Annotated in this window: 16 protein-coding genes; 3 read left to right on the top strand and 13 right to left on the bottom strand. The window is 51.2% G+C overall.

Annotation, left to right across the window (positions count from 1 at the left end; translation table 11 throughout):
• Positions 1 to 31 precede the first annotated feature (31 nt).
• On the bottom strand, positions 32 to 577 hold the full coding sequence (locus HRQ63_RS22345) for a hypothetical protein (RefSeq protein WP_172247374.1): 546 nt from the start codon (positions 575 to 577) through the stop codon (positions 32 to 34).
• A gap of 168 nt (positions 578 to 745) precedes the next feature.
• Between HRQ63_RS22345 and HRQ63_RS22340 the strand changes: the two genes are divergently transcribed.
• Together HRQ63_RS22340 and HRQ63_RS22335 are read left to right on the top strand one after the other, a co-directional pair.
• On the top strand, positions 746 to 1,060 hold the full coding sequence (locus HRQ63_RS22340) for an ArsR/SmtB family transcription factor (RefSeq protein ID WP_172247373.1): 315 nt from the start codon (positions 746 to 748) through the stop codon (positions 1,058 to 1,060).
• Positions 1,057 to 3,609 (top strand): DsrE/DsrF/DrsH-like family protein, encoded by a 2,553-nt coding sequence (locus HRQ63_RS22335; RefSeq protein ID WP_172247372.1) that lies wholly within the window; start codon positions 1,057 to 1,059, stop codon positions 3,607 to 3,609. The genes HRQ63_RS22340 and HRQ63_RS22335 overlap by 4 nt, the downstream gene beginning before the upstream one ends.
• Before the next feature lie 352 nt (positions 3,610 to 3,961).
• Here the strand turns inward: HRQ63_RS22335 and HRQ63_RS22330 are convergent, their stop codons facing one another.
• The 9 genes from HRQ63_RS22330 to corA form a co-directional block, all read right to left on the bottom strand.
• On the bottom strand, positions 3,962 to 5,020 hold the full coding sequence (locus HRQ63_RS22330) for a hypothetical protein (RefSeq protein WP_172247371.1): 1,059 nt from the start codon (positions 5,018 to 5,020) through the stop codon (positions 3,962 to 3,964).
• Positions 5,013 to 5,660: a hypothetical protein gene (locus tag HRQ63_RS22325; protein ID WP_172247370.1), complete on the bottom strand. Its 648-nt coding sequence runs from the start codon at positions 5,658 to 5,660 to the stop codon at positions 5,013 to 5,015. The genes HRQ63_RS22330 and HRQ63_RS22325 overlap by 8 nt, the downstream gene beginning before the upstream one ends.
• A gap of 23 nt (positions 5,661 to 5,683) precedes the next feature.
• Positions 5,684 to 7,012 (bottom strand): hypothetical protein, encoded by a 1,329-nt coding sequence (locus tag HRQ63_RS22320; protein ID WP_172247369.1) that lies wholly within the window; start codon positions 7,010 to 7,012, stop codon positions 5,684 to 5,686.
• A gap of 84 nt (positions 7,013 to 7,096) precedes the next feature.
• Positions 7,097 to 8,974: a 23S rRNA (uracil(1939)-C(5))-methyltransferase RlmD gene (gene rlmD, locus HRQ63_RS22315; RefSeq protein WP_172247368.1), complete on the bottom strand. Its 1,878-nt coding sequence runs from the start codon at positions 8,972 to 8,974 to the stop codon at positions 7,097 to 7,099.
• A 215-nt stretch (positions 8,975 to 9,189) separates the two neighbouring features.
• Positions 9,190 to 9,387 carry a hypothetical protein gene (locus HRQ63_RS22310; protein ID WP_172247367.1) on the bottom strand — a complete coding sequence of 66 codons (198 nt, stop codon included), beginning with the start codon at positions 9,385 to 9,387 and terminating at the stop codon, positions 9,190 to 9,192.
• Between the two features lie 160 nt (positions 9,388 to 9,547).
• Positions 9,548 to 10,429, bottom strand: coding sequence for a diacylglycerol kinase (locus tag HRQ63_RS22305; protein ID WP_172247366.1), 882 nt, complete (start codon positions 10,427 to 10,429; stop codon positions 9,548 to 9,550).
• A gap of 140 nt (positions 10,430 to 10,569) precedes the next feature.
• Positions 10,570 to 11,352 (bottom strand): sirohydrochlorin chelatase, encoded by a 783-nt coding sequence (locus tag HRQ63_RS22300; protein WP_172247365.1) that lies wholly within the window; start codon positions 11,350 to 11,352, stop codon positions 10,570 to 10,572.
• A gap of 6 nt (positions 11,353 to 11,358) precedes the next feature.
• A complete protein-coding gene (locus HRQ63_RS22295; protein WP_037284734.1) occupies positions 11,359 to 11,649 on the bottom strand; it encodes a YerC/YecD family TrpR-related protein in 291 nt (96 codons plus the stop codon).
• A gap of 302 nt (positions 11,650 to 11,951) precedes the next feature.
• Positions 11,952 to 12,908 carry a magnesium/cobalt transporter CorA gene (gene corA / locus HRQ63_RS22290; RefSeq protein ID WP_172247364.1) on the bottom strand — a complete coding sequence of 319 codons (957 nt, stop codon included), beginning with the start codon at positions 12,906 to 12,908 and terminating at the stop codon, positions 11,952 to 11,954.
• A 235-nt stretch (positions 12,909 to 13,143) separates the two neighbouring features.
• On the opposite strand from corA, the gene HRQ63_RS22285 reads away from it, so the two are divergent.
• Positions 13,144 to 14,229 carry a LacI family DNA-binding transcriptional regulator gene (locus HRQ63_RS22285; RefSeq protein ID WP_172247363.1) on the top strand — a complete coding sequence of 362 codons (1,086 nt, stop codon included), beginning with the start codon at positions 13,144 to 13,146 and terminating at the stop codon, positions 14,227 to 14,229.
• 398 nt (positions 14,230 to 14,627) lie between these two features.
• Here HRQ63_RS22285 and HRQ63_RS22280 read toward each other — a convergent pair whose 3' ends face one another.
• The 3 genes from HRQ63_RS22280 to HRQ63_RS22270 form a co-directional block, all read right to left on the bottom strand.
• Positions 14,628 to 15,872: an AGE family epimerase/isomerase gene (locus tag HRQ63_RS22280; RefSeq protein WP_172247521.1), complete on the bottom strand. Its 1,245-nt coding sequence runs from the start codon at positions 15,870 to 15,872 to the stop codon at positions 14,628 to 14,630.
• A gap of 213 nt (positions 15,873 to 16,085) precedes the next feature.
• Entirely contained in the window at positions 16,086 to 17,012 is a 927-nt protein-coding gene (locus HRQ63_RS22275) for a hypothetical protein (protein WP_172247362.1), read from the bottom strand.
• A gap of 89 nt (positions 17,013 to 17,101) precedes the next feature.
• The gene (locus HRQ63_RS22270) at positions 17,102 to 18,025 is read right to left on the bottom strand and encodes a hypothetical protein (RefSeq protein ID WP_172247361.1); all 924 of its coding nucleotides are present in this window, start codon (positions 18,023 to 18,025) and stop codon (positions 17,102 to 17,104) included.
• Positions 18,026 to 18,159 lie beyond the last annotated feature (134 nt).

Genomic DNA, 18,159 nt, shown 5'->3' with positions numbered 1-18,159 from the left:
TGATAGCATTATTGGCGGAGGTTGTGGTTTGCTAATTTCGGGGAGCGAAAATCTCCGGCTGATCGCTGCGCCATGCCCCGATGCAGCCGATCAGGCAGAACGTGCAGCTTCTCAAGCGAGTCCCTTCTTCATATTCCGTCACGATATTGATCCCGGATTTTCGCCAAGCCAAGATCCGACCCGAGAAGCCCGGCCATTCCGTAAACTCGTTCATCGCGGGCGAACCGTAGGCCGATATCGCATCTTCCGGGGAAGCATTCATCGCGACTCCTTCGGGAAGCAAGCCGGAAAAAGGCGCTTTGATCCGATCATCCGATCCCGGTGCGAGGAAATGAACGGAACCGATGATCCACCCGTCCTCCGGGGCGTAGTTTAGTCCGGTGAGGTCGTTTATTTTCGGAGCGCGGTAGACGTCGAGACGTAGAGAAGCCTTCGCCGACCAGATAATGTCGTCGTTGAAGTAGCTGCTCGGCGAAGGCATGCGTTTGACGCCGAAAGGTTGGAGTAGGGCTTGGATGGATTTGGAGTCGTAGGGGCGGCCGAGAAGTGCGGTTAAGTGATCGGATGGAGCGTTCATGCGGGATTCATTCCTTTCGATATGTAAGTAGAATGTCTTTTTTATCGTACATCAGCCATCCGGATTTTCAAAGTTGACTACGTCTATCCTTGATTTAGATCGTAGGTCAAGTTGACACTCACTTCCTTGTATCGTATTATTCGAATATAACGATCTAGGAGAGATGAAATGACGATTCCCGCTTTTGATAAAAACGATCTGAACCAATTCGACGAACCCGCCGATCTGTTGAAAGCTTTGTCCCACCCGATCCGCTTGTGTATCGTTCGCGGCTTGATGCGCAAAAAGAAATGCAACGTTTCCTATATGCAGGAGTGCCTGGACATTCCGCAGTCGACGATCTCCCAACATCTGCAAAAGCTGCGTAGCGCAGGCGTCGTTACGACTGAACGCAAAGGTCTGGAAGTCAATTATATTCTGGCCGACCAACGGGTCGAAGCCATCGTAAAAGCGTTATTCGGAGAGGAAGAATGCGAAGCATGAGCAAAAAAGTACTGATCGTCGGCGGCGTCGCGGGCGGAGCATCGGCAGCGGCTCGTTTGCGCCGACTGGATGAGCATGCCGAAATTATCATGTTCGAAAAAGGCCCTTATATCTCGTTCGCCAACTGCGGGCTGCCTTACTATATCGGAGGCTCGATCGCCGAGCGCGAGCGGCTGCTCGTTCAGACGCCGCAAGGCATGAACGACCGCTTCCGGATCGACGTCCGCACGCATAGCGAAGTGATCTCGGTCGATCCGCATCAGCGCACCGTTCAAGTGCGGAGCGCCGAACGCGGCTTATACGAAGAAAGCTACGACGAACTGATCTTGTCCCCGGGAGCCCGCCCTGTCGTGCCCGATCTGCCGGGCAGCGACCATCCGCTGATCTACACGGTTCGCAATATCCCCGACATCGACCGCATCAAGGAAAAAGTAACGGCGGGCGGCGGACGATCCGCGATCGTGATCGGCGGCGGATTCATCGGCGTCGAGATGGCGGAGAATCTGAAAGAAGCCGGACTGAACGTCACGCTGATCGAAGGCAATGCGCAGTTGCTCGCACCTTTCGATCCCGAACTGGCGGCAACGCTCGCACAGGAAATGCAGCACAAAGGCGTAAACCTGCTGTTTTCGCAGCGTGTGCAAGGCTTCCGCTCGACGGATCGAGGAATCGGCGTCGAATTGGGCGGCGAACGGCTGTTGACCGCCGACCTGGTCATTCTCGCGATCGGCGTCACTCCGGATACGGCCTTCTTGCAAAGCAGCGGCATACAGTTGGGCGCGCGAGGCCATATCGCCGTCAATGAAGCGCTGGAGACTAACCTTCCGCATGTCTACGCCGTCGGCGACGCCATCGAAGTGCGCGATTACGTGCACGGCGGCAAAGCTGCGATTCCGCTGGCGGGACCGGCCAACAAGCAGGGCCGAATCGTCGCGGACCGGATCGCCGGACTGGACTCCGTGTACAAAGGCACGATGGGCACGTCCGTCATCAAAATATTCGACATGACGGGCGCTTCCACCGGCAGCAGCGAAAAAACGCTGAAGCGGCTCGGCATCGACTACCGCAGCATCATCGTGCATCCGTCGTCCCATGCTTCCTACTATCCGGGCGCCAGCGCGATCGTGCTCAAGCTGCTATTCACACCGGAAGGCAAAGTGCTCGGCGCGCAAGCTGTCGGCTGCGAAGGCGTGGAAAAACGGATCGACGATATCGCCGTTACGATTCATTTCGGAGGCCATGTCAGCGATCTGGCCGAGCTTGAACTGAGCTACGCCCCGCCGTTTTCTTCCGCGAAAGATCCGGTGAACATGGTCGGCTACGCGGCGGAAAATATCGTTGCCGGGCGCGTTCAATCGTTTACGTATGACCAGCTCGACGCGCGCATTCCGGAAAACTCCGTCCTGCTAGACGTGCGCAGCGATCTGGAGCATCGAGGCGGCCATATTCCCGGTTCGATCTCCATTCCGGTCGACGAGCTTCGTGGAAGGCTGAACGAGCTGGACCCTGCCAAAGAAATTTGGGTGTACTGCCAGGTCGGATTTCGCGGGTATACGGCTTCGCAAATTTTGCGGCAGCATGGATATGACGTCCGGAACCTGAGCGGCGGTTATAAAACGTATAGGCAGGCGCAGTTTGCTCCGGCGGATTTCGCGGGCGTCGACAGCGGCGAAACAAACGATGAAGGACAGAGCGGAGATGAAGGACAAAGCGAAAAAGCAAACGACAATTCGCCGCTTGCTCCGTTGCAAGAAACGGCTCCGACTCCTCTCGTACCCGCAGCCAATCAGCCGCTGACCGTCGACCATGAACTGGACGCGCGCGGCTTAAGCTGCCCGGGGCCGCTGATGCAAGTCAAAAAGAGCATGGATAAGATCGAGCACGGACAAACGCTGCGCGTACAAGCTTCCGATCCGGGCTTTTACGAAGACATTAAAGCCTGGGCCAAAATGAACGGTTCCGACTTGCTGAAACTGGAACGTCTGAGCGGCGGCGCGATCGAAGCGGTATTGAGCAAAAAGGCGGCGGAACAACGATCCTCTTTGTCCTCAGCCGTGACGCCGACTGCTGCCGCGGAAGATCCCGCCAGCACGATGGTCGTGTTCAGCGGGGATCTGGACAAAGCGATCGCCTCCTTCATCATCGCCAACGGAGCAGCGGCCAGCGGACGCAAAGTGACGATGTTCTTCACCTTCTGGGGGCTAAACGTCATTCGCAAACCGGAACGGCAATCCGTAGTTAAAAGTAAAATGGGACGCATGTTCGATCTGATGCTGCCCCGCAGCAGCCGCAAGCTGGGCCTGTCCCGCATGAACATGATGGGCATGGGGGCGAAAATGATCCGCGGTTTGATGAAAAGCAATAACGTGGACTCGCTGGAATCGCTGATCCAAAGCGCAGCCGACCAAGGCGTCGAACTCGTCGCCTGCCAGATGTCAATGGATCTGATGGGGATTCAGCGGGAGGAATTGATGGACGCCGTGAAGATCGGCGGCGTCGGTTATTACCTGGGGCAGGCTTCGCAGGCGAATCATAATTTGTTCGTGTAGAATATCGAAAAACGACCTCTTTTTCCGCTACGGCGCGGATCTGAGGTCGTTTTTATCGAGAAAATATTTGAATTCAGTCGATCGGCACTTATGGGAGCCGCTCTAACAAATCCACGGCCTCTACATGCATCGTCTGCGGGAACATGTCCCAAACAGCACTATTAAAGTCATCTTCAATGGCATCATTTCTTGATGCTCGCTGATTTGTCAAAGATTAGGTTATTGCCTTTAGCACTCCTACAGCCAAATTTCATGTAAAAATAACTCATAGTACTTCGCCTAGCATCAGCAGAATCATAGAATTAGAATTATACAAACAGATGATAATATTAATCATAAACATACCTATGCTTTAATTATACATAATAGTTTCACTATTTAATCTTGCAATCAAAGTATGATCACGTTCATGTGCTTCCCTATCAAAAATGATGTTTTGAGGAATAACAGTGAACGAATTATCATCGTTTATTACACTTTTCAAAGAAACTCTACATAATATCGAATGATTAGCGCTATAAATTTTTATTTCTCCCGAGCCATTGTCTCGCAATTTATTATAAATACTTTCTCCCAAATTATCTGTCAATCTCTTAAAAAATTGATCTCCTACATGATTAACTTCAATAAGGTATCCATAGCACGTAAAAGCAATGTTCCCATTCTCATCATATAGCTTTATTACAAATTTTAAGTTCTTAAACTTTATTGGCACTGAAAATACAGCCTCGTAAGTTGGAGAGTTACGAGGGAGATTCTTGTAGAAAGTTAAAGAGGGGGTATTTTTAATTATGATTTCATTTATATCACTGTCTTGTTGATCTAAAAATTTCATGTCAATTAATTCTTGCGCAGTAGGTAGGTAACCTTTACGAAGAGGATCTTTTAAATTTTTTATTTGAAACAAAATAAAAGTTAGTACAATTAAAAGTCCGCTTAACAATAGATAAAATAAATAAATATTCAAATTCACTACAGCAGGCAAAGAAAAGTCAATTTTTAAAGAGTATTTAAATTCAGTATAAAAACCTACAGTTATACCCCAAACATAAATAGTAGATGCGGATACAATCAGATAAATCCAATACATATAAGTTATTAGTCTATCCCTCGAAGTGTTACTCTCGTAAGAAATCAAAATTTGTCTAACTTCTGAAATGGTCAGTGTGTAGGGACGAAAAATCAACTTTAAATCATTTGAAGCAGCAATTAACTTGTTTTCATACATATATCCAATAAAAAGAGCTAAAAAAGATATTAAAGCCATTATGCCTGAAAAAATCCAACTTGTAAGCTCAATTTGATCTTTAAGTGTATCCTGTTGATCCTTTAGTAAGGGAATATCAAAATCAGTAAATATCAAAAATATAAAAGGTACAATTAAAACTAGCAGACTTCTCCATTTAATCATTTATATCAATAAGCTCCTTTACTATAAGACTTAAACAATCGAATATATCTGCTTCTTTTAAAGTATCTGGGAAAGAAATTGCAGAGTCTTTATCTATAAAAAAAACTTTCTTTTCTTCAGTCTCAAATGTTAAATTTGTAATCAAATCATTGCTTATCATTCTTTTGATTTGCAAATCATCTAAAGTTTTAATAGCTACTTTTCGAATATCATTTTGATCAAAAGCAGTTGCCTCTTTTACAATATGAACGTTTATAATTTTAAATCTTTTTAAAATATCTTTTTTTAAAAGAAATTTCCTCCACTTACTGAATAGAGGGATCTTTTTAATTTTAAATTGAAAAATTTCCGTTAATCTACTAATAAAATAAGTGACTGAGCTTTCTGAATTGGAAAATATAAACATAGTTTTTTCTTCCATAAAAATCCATCCGTTAATTCTTTTTTGTTCTTTTCGAAAAATTTTATCATTGACTTTAATAGAATCTAACCAAGTGTAATCTATTTCTACTACATTATCTTTCATTTTTGATATATGCATTTTTTCAAAGGGGGAAGGTGTTTTAATGTCCCCCTGATCCTGAATCCTAGTTTTAAAATCAATATCAAAAACTAAACAGTCACTTGTCCAAGTTAACAAAAGAACACCTTCCCTCGTAAAGATTATTCTTCTATAGCTTCTTCGTCTCTATACAGTTCTTCATCCTCATCCAAAACGCTAGAATCTTGTATACCAGCAAATAAATTCAAAGCATTAAGATTATCATCATTTTGATCATATCCTGTGGAGTCAAGAATAGTTTTAGTAACTGTTACAAACTCCTTAACCAACTTAATTACTTCTTCTTCTTCTTGATTTTCATATAAAGCTGTCATTTCTCTTACTAAACCAATCGACTTTAACGCATTATCTTGAACAACTCGATTAACTAATTGATCTTGATTAAAATACTTAGAAGCTATTGTGCTTAAAAGTTCTTTTGTGCTATCTACGCTTTTTAAACCATTGTTGCACATATCAATATACTCACTTTGTATTATTTCTATCAATTCTGATTTTACTTCTTCGTCATCTACATCTAATATAACAATCTTTAAAGTATCTCGCTTAGATCCTTTAAGATATACTTTTACTGAAAAAGGTACTTGGTTGAAAAGCATATCAGTTGAGAAAAAAACTATCTCACTACCTATAGTAATATATTCACAAGCAAGCTGAGAAGCCAATAACGCCCGCCCACCGATTGCGACATCTTTAATACCGTCCTTCTTATTTTTTGTACCATTAAAGAATTTAATTTCTTTAAAATTTGCTTCAATCCCTTTTTGCTGTAATCTAAATGAAATAAAATCTAACAGAAGAGCTGTTTTAAAACTTACACTACTACTAAGAGCATTGATTTGATTAGTATGCTCCTTTAATGAGTATGCTGTAATTGGAAAACTAAAGTTCTGTATCATAAAATCAACAAGCACTTCTTGAATGCTATGGTTTCCAGTAAAAACACTCACAACATTATTTGTTAGATTGAGAGTAACAATTGAAGTATATACTGCTGAAAGGCTTGTTAAGTTATTTACCCCTGTACGCCACTGACTTTCAAATTCTTTCACTCTAAAGTTGAAAGTGATCATGTCTTTTTGATATTCTAAGTTAGTAGATATAACGTACACATCTTTGAATGTCCGATCTTCAATTGAAAACTTTTGCTTAATCTGTTCTTCAGTAAGATTTTCTAAAAACTTCACATTATTTATTTTGTACGTATACGTGGGTAGTCCAATATTCTTCCTCATGACTGCCATTTGAACAAAATCTTCGATTTCGTCTTCTCGAATTACTTCTGACAGCTCCAAAAACTTCTCTTTGATGTCTTCTTTCTTTTTAGGTTTTTTTTCGGGTGTCCAACCTGTTTTTTCATTAATAATACCTACTGCGGCTTCCTTAGGGATTCGATTTAGTACTTTTTGTAATATACCTTTTACATTCACTTGGATCACTCCCTTGCAGTCAAATATTTTGTACATCTCTCAAAATAATACGCTAAAACACACAGATTTTATACATAATAAATATTAAAATAGTGGATACTTATTTTTTTGATTTCGTACCATATTAAAACTTTCTCTTAGCAGCAGCGCCACAGCCTCCACATGCACCGTCTGCGGGAACATATCCACTGGCTGCACCTTCACCGTCTTGAATCCGCCGTCCTCCAGCACCCGCAAATCGCGTGCCAGCGTAGCGGGGTTGCAAGATACGTACACAACCCGCTCCGGCTTCATCTCCAGAATCGTCTCCAGCAAGCGCGGATCGCAACCCTTGCGCGGCGGATCGACCACGATCACGTCCGGCGTGATGCCCTGCGCTTTCCAGCGCGGAATCACGTCTTCCGACGCACCTACCTCGAACTCCGCATTCTCGATCCCGTTCAGCTTGGCGTTTTTCCGCGCGTCTTCGATCGCTTCTTTCACGATCTCGACGCCGTAGACCCGCTTCGCTTTCTGCGCCAGGAACAACGAAATCGTTCCGATCCCGCAATAGGCGTCGATGACCGTCTCGCTGCCCGTCAGCCCCGCATACTCCAGCGTTTTGCCGTACAATACTTCCGTCTGCGCCGGATTAACCTGGTAAAAGGAACGGGCCGAGATCGCGAATTTCACTTCGCCGATGTAATCGTGAATGACTTCGTCGCCCCACAGCACGCGCGTCACGTCGCCGAAAATCACGTTCGTCTGGCGCGTATTCACGTTCTGGCAGATGCTTTTCACGCCCGGAACCCGGCTGCGAATCTCTTCGACCCAATCGTCGACGCGCGGCAAGCGGTCACCGCTCGTTACCAACACGACCATCTTCTCGCCCGTCGCGAAAGCGACCTTCACCACGACGTGGCGCAGCAAGCCGCGTCCCGTTTCTTCGTCGTAAGCGGAAATGCCCAGCTCGCGGCCGATGGCTTTTACCGTTTCCACCATCTCGTCGTTGGCTTCATGCTGGATGATGCAGGTCTCCATATCGACGATCCGGTGGCTGCCGCGCGCGTAGAAACCGCCGATCAACCGGCCGTTTTCCTGTCCCATCGGGACCTGCGCCTTGTTGCGGTAGCGCCACGGCTCGCTCATGCCGAGCGTAGGCGGGACAAGAATCCCTTCGGAAGCGGATACCTCTGCACCGACAGTTCCGCCGACAAACGGCGCATCGCCGAGGTTCGTCGAAGAGGCTCCCGATACCGCCGTCTCGCCGTCCGGCGCGGCTCCCGAGTTCTCGTAACCTTCTCCTCCGCCGAAAGCAGTCGCCGATTCTTGCGCCGTGCCGCCTGTGCGGGCAGTCGCTTCGTATTTGTCCGAGACGCCGTCGCGGCCCGGAACGTTCTCGCCGAGTCCGGCGGCATGCGCACCGGCTTCGAGCGTTTTCGCCGACGCTTTCGTGCCCGCCGACGCGGCCGACGCTTCTCCTTCGAGCGGCCGCACGTTCAGCTTGCCGATCCGCTGCAAGCTGTCCGCGACCTGCTGCCGTTTCCATTCCAGCTGCGCCGCGTAATCCATATGCTGGATCTGGCATCCGCCGCAGCGGTCGTAGATCTCGCAAGGCGCTTCAACGCGAGCGGGACTGGATTCGACCAGCATCTGCATTTTCGCGTACCCGTACTGCTTTTTCGTTTTCAGCACTTTCGCCGTGATTTTCTCGCCTGGCAGAGCGCCGGGGACGAACAGCGTATATCCGTCCGCGCGTCCGACGCCTTCGCCGTCATGATTCATGCCGATGATGTCGAGCGTGACTTCGTCGTTTTTGGCTACCGGAAGGCCCGTGATCTCCGCAGCAGCCGGCCGGGAACCTCCGCGTCCCCGCGAACCGCTGCCTCCTCTTGCATGTCCGGCAGAGCCGGGGGCCGAATTGCGCTTACCGCCTTGACTGCCGTTTCTCGCCGCGCCGCCTCGGTTATGATTGTTCTTCATGATATATATTCACTTCTTTCGCTCATATTGATCGTTGATCTTGTCAGACTTGAATCAACAAACTACGTTCCATTGAACGTCATCGCATGTTAGATCTGACGAAGCACTATTCTTCATAACATGTTGTAAAAAATACAACCTTATTGCCATACCTTCTATTTGCCGTGCCGCCAAGCTGGATCTATTACAATATTTCTGCTTAATCCGGATCATAATCAGCCAAATATGCCGATAATCTTGCATTTTTTACAACATGGCACGCCGTTCACCTTGTAAAGCGCCGAAAATCCTGCAAAAGCTGCAACTTCACTTGCTTCCGCGCCTAAAGCGGTTTTAGCTTTGCCATTCGGAAAAATTCGCATCACGAGCTCGGCACTATCCTTTACGCCCAGCTTCTTTTTCCGGGCATGCAAAAAAGGAGGATTTCCGCCGCCCGGCTGCTTGTCGCCGTCCGCGCGCGGTCCTTCCTCCCGTATTGTAACACGTTTTTTCCGGCAGGCGCACGCATTTCCTCCGCGCTTCCTGCCGAAAATCGTTTCGTTCTATTTTTCCGTATCCGCCGGCAAATATCCTTTACGTGAACACCCGCAGATGATGCGGCAGCACTTCGAACACGCCCGGCAGTTTGCCGCCGAGTTCGCCGTCCAGGTTGAGCAGCACGTTATTCGGCGAAGTCACTTCCAGACGCTTCGTACGGAAGTACAGCACGTTCGGATCGTTAAAATGATCGCCGCGCTGCGCCATCGAGACGACGCGGATAAACTCGGCCAGATTGCATTTTTTCAGCGCGATGACGTCGAGCAATCCGTCGTCGATCCGCGCATCGGGCATCAGCTTCTCGAAGCCGCCGACGGAATTCGTGTTGCCGATCAGGAAGATCATGAATTCGCCCTCGATCGGATCTTGGCCTTCGGCGTCGATCTTGAGCTGCATCGGCGACAGATTGACCATCTTCTCGACGCCTTTGAAATAATAGGCAAGCTGGCCGATCATCGTTTTCAGGCGGCTCGGAACCTCGTAGGTCAGTTCCGTCAACGAGCCGCCGCCCGCGATGTTGATGAAATAGCGGTCATTGGCACGCCCGACGTCGATCGGACGCGACTCGCCGCGCAGGACGAGGTCGCAATAGTCCTCCCATTGACGGGAAATGCCGAGCGCCCGCGACAGATCGTTCGTCGTGCCCAGCGGGAATATGCCCAGCTCCGGGCGATGCTCCTGGTCCGCCAGACCGTTCACGACTTCATAGATCGTGCCGTCGCCGCCCGCGGCGATGACGATATCGTAGCCGCGCTGAGCCGCATCAATGGCCGCGCGCGTCGCGTCGCCTTCGCCGGTCGTGGCGTGCACCGTCGTCTCGATTCCGCCTTCGTCGAGGCGCTGCAAAATATCCGGCAATCGCCGCCGCATTTCCTCGCGCCCGGACGTCGGATTATAGATCAACCTCGCTCTTCTCATCTGTCAAACTCCACCTGTTCCTTATAAGTTCTTGCCGCTTCCATCCCGAACCGCCAAAAAAGCGCGAGAAGTGACGGCCGCCGATACACCTTGAAGCGAAGGTCGCCCGGAAGGGACCTTCGCTTCATCGTTGCCTATCCTTAATTGTCCGTTTCCCGCTTGGCTTCGACCGAAGCCGACAGCTCTTCGACCTGCCGCTCGATCCAGACCGGAAGCAGCGGGTGAGGCAGCAGCGCCTCGCCCGTATATCCATACGTTAACCCCTCAAGTTTGCGAGGAATCACCGTTTGCAGAAAATAGCCCGTACTCAAGAACAACGGAGCAATCAGCACCCGGCGTCCTTTTTCCAGCCAATCCTGCGCTTTGACCCGCACGTTGTCGGGATTGAGCAGCGCATAATCGCAAACCAAGCCGCTGGTTTCGCCGACGCGCTTGGCAAGCGCCGCCGCTCCCGACTCCCAACGCTGCCGGAACCCGTCGTGGATACTTCCGTGTCCGACGAGCAAAATCACTTCATGCTCGGGATCGACGGAGGCCGGAGACACTTTGTCCCAGACCATGCGCGCCACGTCCGGATCATCGCCCATCGGTCGCCCGACGTGCATGCGCGCGGCGATCCGAAACGGCTCAAGATCCGTTTCCTTATCCGGCGCATCCTTGATGCCCAGCGCATATTCGATCTCGTCGATATGCGTGCTTCCTTCCGACACGAACAGCATCACGGCCAAAATATCCGTGACTCCCTCCGCTTCGAGCGCGTCGATGCCGTGCTGGATCGACGCGTCCTCCACATTGCCCAGAAACGATACCGCGACCGGCATATGCTCCTTGATTCGTACTTCGCCGGCCGCTTCCTCGACCGCCTGCACCCATTCCGGCTGCGGCGAACCATGGCTGATAATCAGCGCGCCCGCTTTTTTCATAGGCGCTTAACGTCCCAGGCGTTCGAGCGACATTTTATAGCCGTCGTTGCCGTAGTTGAGGCAGCGTTTCACGCGCGAAATGGTTGCCGTGCTGGCTCCCGTTTCCGCTTCGATCTGATTGTACGTGCTGCCTTTGCCGAGCATGCGCGCGACTTCCAGACGCTGCGAAAGCGATTGGATTTCGTTGACCGTGCACAGATCGTCGAAAAATACGTAACATTCCTCCAGATCTTTGAGCGTCAGAATGGCCTCGAACAATTGATCGACCGTTTTATCGTTTAACTTTTTCAGTTGCACTGAAAGATCATCCCCTAATGTGTACTGGTTATGCTGCCGTGTATAAAAGCAAAGCGGTCAAGCGCCGGATTTTCCCGTGCGACAAAACGCTTTCGGTACTGCGATTCGCGTCCGAAGACCCGATATTTTCACTACTTTACCATTGTAGCGGTACAAGTTACGTTTTTCAAGCGTTAACGGTTTCACGCGATGCAGGCCGAACGGACAGAAGCAAGCACGACCCCTTGATCTTCTCGCATCGCCCTCGCGCAGTGTCCGCCGCACGCATACTTTCAGCTTCCGTTTTATGGGCAAACTTCCTGTTACTTAAACCAGCCCCTGCGCCAAAACCACCCGATCATGCCTCCCGCCAGGAACACCATCGCACCCAGTATAATGAAGTAACCGTATTTGAAATGAAGCTCCGGCATATTGTCGAAGTTCATTCCGTAGATGCCCGCGATCAACGTCAAAGGCATGAATACCGTCGTAATCACCGTCAGCGTCTTCATGATTCCGTTCATCCGGTTCGAGTTGAGCGAGATGTAACTGTCGCGCAGATCGGCCGTCATTTCGCGATTGGACTCCAGCATCTCCGACAGTTTCAGCAAATGATCGTAGACGTCGGTAAAATAAACCCGGTATTCGTTCGAATCGTCCACATGCTGCGAGTTGATGATCCGGTAGAGCAAGTCGCGCATCGGCACGATCGTATGATGCAGCTTGAGCAGCCGCGATCTCAGATCGAACACCTGCGCGAGCAGCTTGTCGACCGACTCCCTGCGTCCTTTTTCCTCCAGATCCGCCAGCTCGTCTTCGATGCCGAACACGCATGGAAAATATTCGTCAACGAGCGCATCCAACACCAGATAGGCGGCCGCCACGGGATTGGTCTTTTTCGTCGGATCTTCCGCACGCGAACAAATCCGATCCCAGGCTTCGTCCACTTCCTTCATCCGGTCAAAATGGAACGTCACGAAAAACGTGCGGCCGATGAACATATCGACTTCGCCCGCTTCCTTGCCGCCTTGCTCGAGCGCATGGGTGATCAGGAATACGTATTTCTCATGCGGGTCCATTTTCGGGCGCTGCACGTCGTTCAAGCAATCTTCGATCTCCAGCGGGTGAAAATGAAAATAATCGCTGAGCAGCTCGGTTTCCTTCGCCGTGGGTGCCATGAAGTCTGCCCAAAACCAGCGGAATTTCGTCGGGTCCAGCTCCGTCAGCGGAATATCCAGTTGTACCTTATGGTCATGCGTTACTGCCAACGTCCGAATCACGGCAGACGCCTCCTTTTTCAATATCGAACTGCGCGTGCCGACGATGAAACGTTCCCTATACGGTGACGCCCAAAATCTCGCCGCGCAAAGCTTCTCTATCTTAATCCTTCGCCAAGACGCTTGCAATCTGCCTATAGTCGGACTTCCCCTAACAAAACCTTCTATAGACGGCAAAAAAGCGATTTTGTTATACTTTTGTTATTCATGCAACTCAATTGAGCGGAGGACACCCTTTATGGCGAAAAAAGTAACGATGCAGCAAATTGCCGACCAACTCGGCGTATCCAAATTCGTCGTCTCCAAAGCCCTTTCGGGCAAAGACGGCGTAAGCGACGCTACCCGCGAACGAGTCATTCAGGCCGCTTCGCAGTTGGGCTATTTCACGCAGCCTCGCGGCTACGGACAAAACCGCAAACAGCCTGCGAATCCCGAAGCTTCGAGCAGGCAGTCCGTATTGGTGTTGATGCCGAATGTGCGTTTCCAAACGGCAGGCTCGCTCTATTGGGGACGGATTCTGAACGGGGTCACCGAGGCGCTGGAAAGCTTCGGTCTCGGCGTCGTCATCATCTCCGAGCAGCGGGTCGACGCCGTAACGAGCATTCTGAACCCGGACGGTTTTCTCGGCCTGATCGGCATCGGACAGATCTCGACGCCGCTGTTGTTGGAAGTTCATCGAATCGGCCTGCCTATGGTGCTCATCGACCACGAAGACCCGTTGATTCCGGCCGACACCGTATTTGCAGGCAACGTGGACGCCAGCGTCCGCCTGACCGGCCACCTCATCGGAAGCGGCCACCGCAACCTTTATTTTCTCGGCAATACCGGCTTCTCCCGCAGCTTCCGCGACCGCTGGATCGGCTACCGGACCGCGATGGAAGAACACGGTCTGCCCGTACAAGACGTGGGCGACCCCATGAACCGTCTCGAAGGAATCGACGGAGCTGTCTACGAACCCGAACTGCGTCAATGGCTGGCCAAACGCAAAAAACAAGGCACGCTCCCGACCGCGCTCGTCTGCGCCAACGATGACGTCGCCCTGGTCGCCCTGCGCAACTTGGAACCTCTCGGCGTCCGCGTCCCCGAAGACGTATCCTTGGTCGGCTTCGACAACATCCACGAATCCGGCGGCGGAACGTCTCCGGAGCTGACCACCGTCCACGTCCCCAAAGAAGCCATGGGCCGCCGCGCCACGCTCCGCCTGCTGGAACGAACCCAGGACCCCAAAGCTCCTTTGGAAAAAATCCTGATCTCTTCCGAACTGGTGATGCGAGCATCGGTAGCCGAATTGCGGACGGAAACCGAAACGATAACAGAAAAATAAAATCTTAACGCAGTACCATGACCGCTTAAAATGTTAAATCACGCCCCTCGAAAACCCGCTTGAACCGTACGTGTCTTCAAACCTCAACAGAAACGAGAAGCGAGACTTTAACGGAATGCATATCCTTTAGCCGCCCTTTCATAAGCAACCCTATCCATTCAAAAAGGCTGTCCCAACAATCACTTTGGGACAGCCTTTTCTGTTCTTGCCCTTTCTCTTCCTTCCTCTCCCAAAGAAAACCCGTTAACGCGAAGCGTTAAGCGGAGGGCGGAGGGGAAAATTCAGCGAAATACGCCTTTGAACTCGGAAATATACCTTATAAAATTTTAATCGATCTTTCCGAGTGAGACAGCGTCTTGAGCGAATTTTCCACGCAGCCAGGAGCGCCCCGTCGCTTCCTACCGAACAGGGTTTTCTCCTTTTCCCAACCTCGCCAACATCTCCAAACAAGCCCGACTATTATGATACGGACACTTCCAAGCCCCGAGCTTCGGATTCTCCACGTTCGGCACCCGATCGTTCGACACGCTCCAGTACCATTCCCCGTTTTCCCGATCGACGATATGGTTGCGGATAAAGTCCCACGAACGTCCCGCCGCTTCGCGATATTTCTCTTCCCCGCTCAACTGGTAAGCGTTATAGAACCCCACCATCGCCTCCGCCTGCGGCCACCAATCTTTCGCGTCGTCGACCAGCGCCCCGCCTTCCGCTTCGTTCCACAGCCCGCCGTCCTGATCGACGCCGCGCTCCAGCACCGCATGCGCCATCTGCAAAGCCACGCCGTGCACGCGCTTCGTCAACTCTTCGTCGCCCAACACCTCGGCCGCTTCGTACAGCAGCCAACTTCCTTCGATATCATGCCCGTACGAGACATGCTCCGATTTGCTGTCCCAAGCGTCGTCAAAGAACAGCAGGAAATGTCCGGTTTCCGAATCGACGATATGCTTCAACGTGACTTCGAGCAGATCGCGCAGCGCGGCTTTCAGCTCTCCCGAGGGCCAGATCCGGTACAGATTCGTATACCCTTCCAGTACATGCAGATGCGTGTTCATGGACTTTTTCTCGTTCAGATCTTTGCCGCTCAGGCTCAAATCGCCCGTTTCCGACCAATCTCGCGCATGCGCTTCGATATAACCGCCATACTGCGGATCGCGGCTGTATTTTTCCAACAAACCGAAAATATGACGACATTCCTCCAACAGCTCCGCGCGCAGTCCGTCTTCCGGTTCGCCCGCCGCTTCCAAAGCCATCGCATATTCGCTAAGCGCATAGATGACGAAAGACTGACCGTACACCTGCTTTTTCTCTTCCGACGGTTTCCCGTCCGCCGACAGCATCCAATAATAACCGCCGTGCTCAAGGTCCTCGAAGTTCGACCGCAAATACCGATAAGCACGCGCCGCCATATCCAGATACGCGTCCGTTTCGTACCTGCGATACGCTGCGGCAAATGTCCACAAAATACGCGCGTTCAGCACCAGACTGCGATCCGCTTCCGCATGCACGCTCAGGTCTGCCCCGATCTCGCCGACAAATCCGTTATCTTCGGGCGAAGGCGCGTTTTTTAGCCAAAAGGCCAAGATGTTGTCGCGCAGTTCTTCTTCCAGCTGTACCTTCCACTCTTGATCCGTTCGAGCATCCATCATCCAAATCCTCCGTTCAAATTTTGTTAGTTTTTAGTTAGTAAAATATAATAAATAATATGATATTGTTATAACCTTTTTCGTAAAACGATTCAAGGATAAATGCTGCCTTCGAAGTTTGCGTACATGCTTTAGCTCGATAAAAAGCCGATCTCTATCGTCCAGACAGAGATCGGCGCTTGGCTTACAGGTTTGTTTTGCGACATTGACGCTCTATTCGCTCAAAATGGTCGCCAACGAAGACGTCGCTTCCATATAGAACGACGATCCTTCTTCATTTTCGGGAATCACCAGGTGGAAGGTATAGGCACTGCCGTCTTGCGCTTCCCACACGATATAATCCCGAACTTCCTCCGCGCTGCTGCCTTGCAGGAACAGCGAAGCGTTCATCATCGGGCTTTCGACCAGCGTATCGCTGCCGTATTCTTCCACGGTTCCGCCGGCCTGCTCAAGCTTAGCCGTTCCTTCGGTGCGGAGTTCATCCAGGTTGAAGCCGGCAGGAAGTTTCTCGATCTCCGCATAATAATCCGGATTTTCGGTTAACGTCAGACGGCCGGTGGCGGCATCCAGAGCGTATCCGTCAAGCACGTACAAGGAATAGCCGTCTCCGGTCTGCAGCTCTCCGGTCAATGTCTGAGATACCCCGTCGCCGACCACGAAGGTTTCCGTGGCCGGGCGATCCGAGGAAGCTGTATCTCCATCACCGGATGTACCTCCGTCCGCTCCCGATGCCGCTGCCTTTTCCAATGACCGAATCTCAAGCTGCGGCACATCGCTTCCTTCGATCGCGCGTTCCACGTATTCAAACGAGATCGTATCCCCTTCATTCAGACCCTCAAGCTCGGAGGACACGCCTTCGGCCAATTGGAAAGAAGTGGGGGTCCCGTCCAGATTGACTTCGATCGTATGCGGGTCGCCTTGTCCGTTGTATTCGCCGGTTGCCGAAACAACCTCTTCATCCGGCATGTCCGGTTCGGCAGGTTCCGTCGTCTCGGACGGTGCCGGCTCCTCAGGCGGTTCCTGCGTCGTGGCCGTCTCTCCCGGTTCGGGAGCGGGCGCGTTGGCTTGTCCGCAGGCTGTCAGCGCGATCGTCAACAGCAGGGCGGACGCCAGGCTCATCATTTTAATGGGTCTGTTCATGTTTGGCACCTCCATGATTGATCAAAATGTAACCCGTTATGCGTTTCTTCCTTGAAGCCTATCGTTTGCGCGGCGCTTGCCGATCCGATTTAATTCCCGGTTGCGGCGGAATCCGCTTGGATCGAAGCCAACGATGTGAGCGCCGGCGTCGGGAATGTCTCTGAAGCTTCGCCGCTCGGGGCATGCAGACGGAAGATATAGCCGTTTTCTCCTTCGGGTTCCCATACGACATAATCGTGCAATCCGTTCTCGCCCGACACTTGAAGCAGCATGCGCGCTCCGTACATCGGGCCTTCGGCTAACTGATCGTCCGCGTATTCGCGCACTTCTCCATACTCTTCAAGCTCTTTCTGTCCTTCGATTCTCAATTCGTCCAAGTTGAAATCCGAAGGCAGCTTTTCGATCTCCGCGTAATAGTCGGGATAAGCGGTCAGATACAGCTTGTTCTCCGCCGCATCGAACGTATAGGCTTCGAAAACGTAAAGCGAGTACCCGTCTCCCTGTTGAAGTTCGGCGGTTCGCCGGTCCGGCATCCCTTCGCTCGTCATCTCGAACGTTTCGGTAGCGGGACGTTCGGCAGCCGTTTCTTCTTCGGAGTTCCCGCCTCCGTCAGCCCCTGCCGTCTCTGCTTTTTTCAAAGACAGAATCTCCAACTGCGGAACCTCGTTGCCTTCGATCGTGCGCTGCACATATTCGAAAAAGATCGTGTCTCCTTCGTTAAGGCCTTCAAGCTGCGAAGACACGCCTTCCGCCAGCTGAAAAGAAGTCGGGGTTCCGTTCACGTCGACTTCGATCGTATGCGGATCGGCTTGCCCGTTGTACTCGCCCGTTTCCGAAATCGATTCTTCGCTGCCGGGCTGGGCATTTTCGTTCGGCGTCGGCGCCGTAGGCAGCTCTTGATAATCTTCGGACTCGGATCCGGGAGCCGGAGCATCCAGTCCTCCGCAGGCTGTCAATGCGAACGTCAACAGCAGCGCGGAGGCCAAACTCGTTATTTTAGCGGGTTTGTTCATGTTTAGCACCTCCAACTTTTTAGACGGACTGCGGCTTGCAGATGTTACACTTTCGCGAAAATCCGCCGACGCATCGCGAACCTTAAGCCGTCGGTCCGATTGCTGCTCCTTACCCTTCGCGTCCCGCGACAAAC

This window comes from Saccharibacillus endophyticus (genome assembly GCF_013185185.1).
GTDB classification, from domain to species: Bacteria; Bacillota; Bacilli; order Paenibacillales; family Paenibacillaceae; genus Saccharibacillus; species Saccharibacillus endophyticus.
Note: the sequence above shows the minus strand (reverse complement) of the source record. Positions and strands in the feature narration are given on the sequence as shown.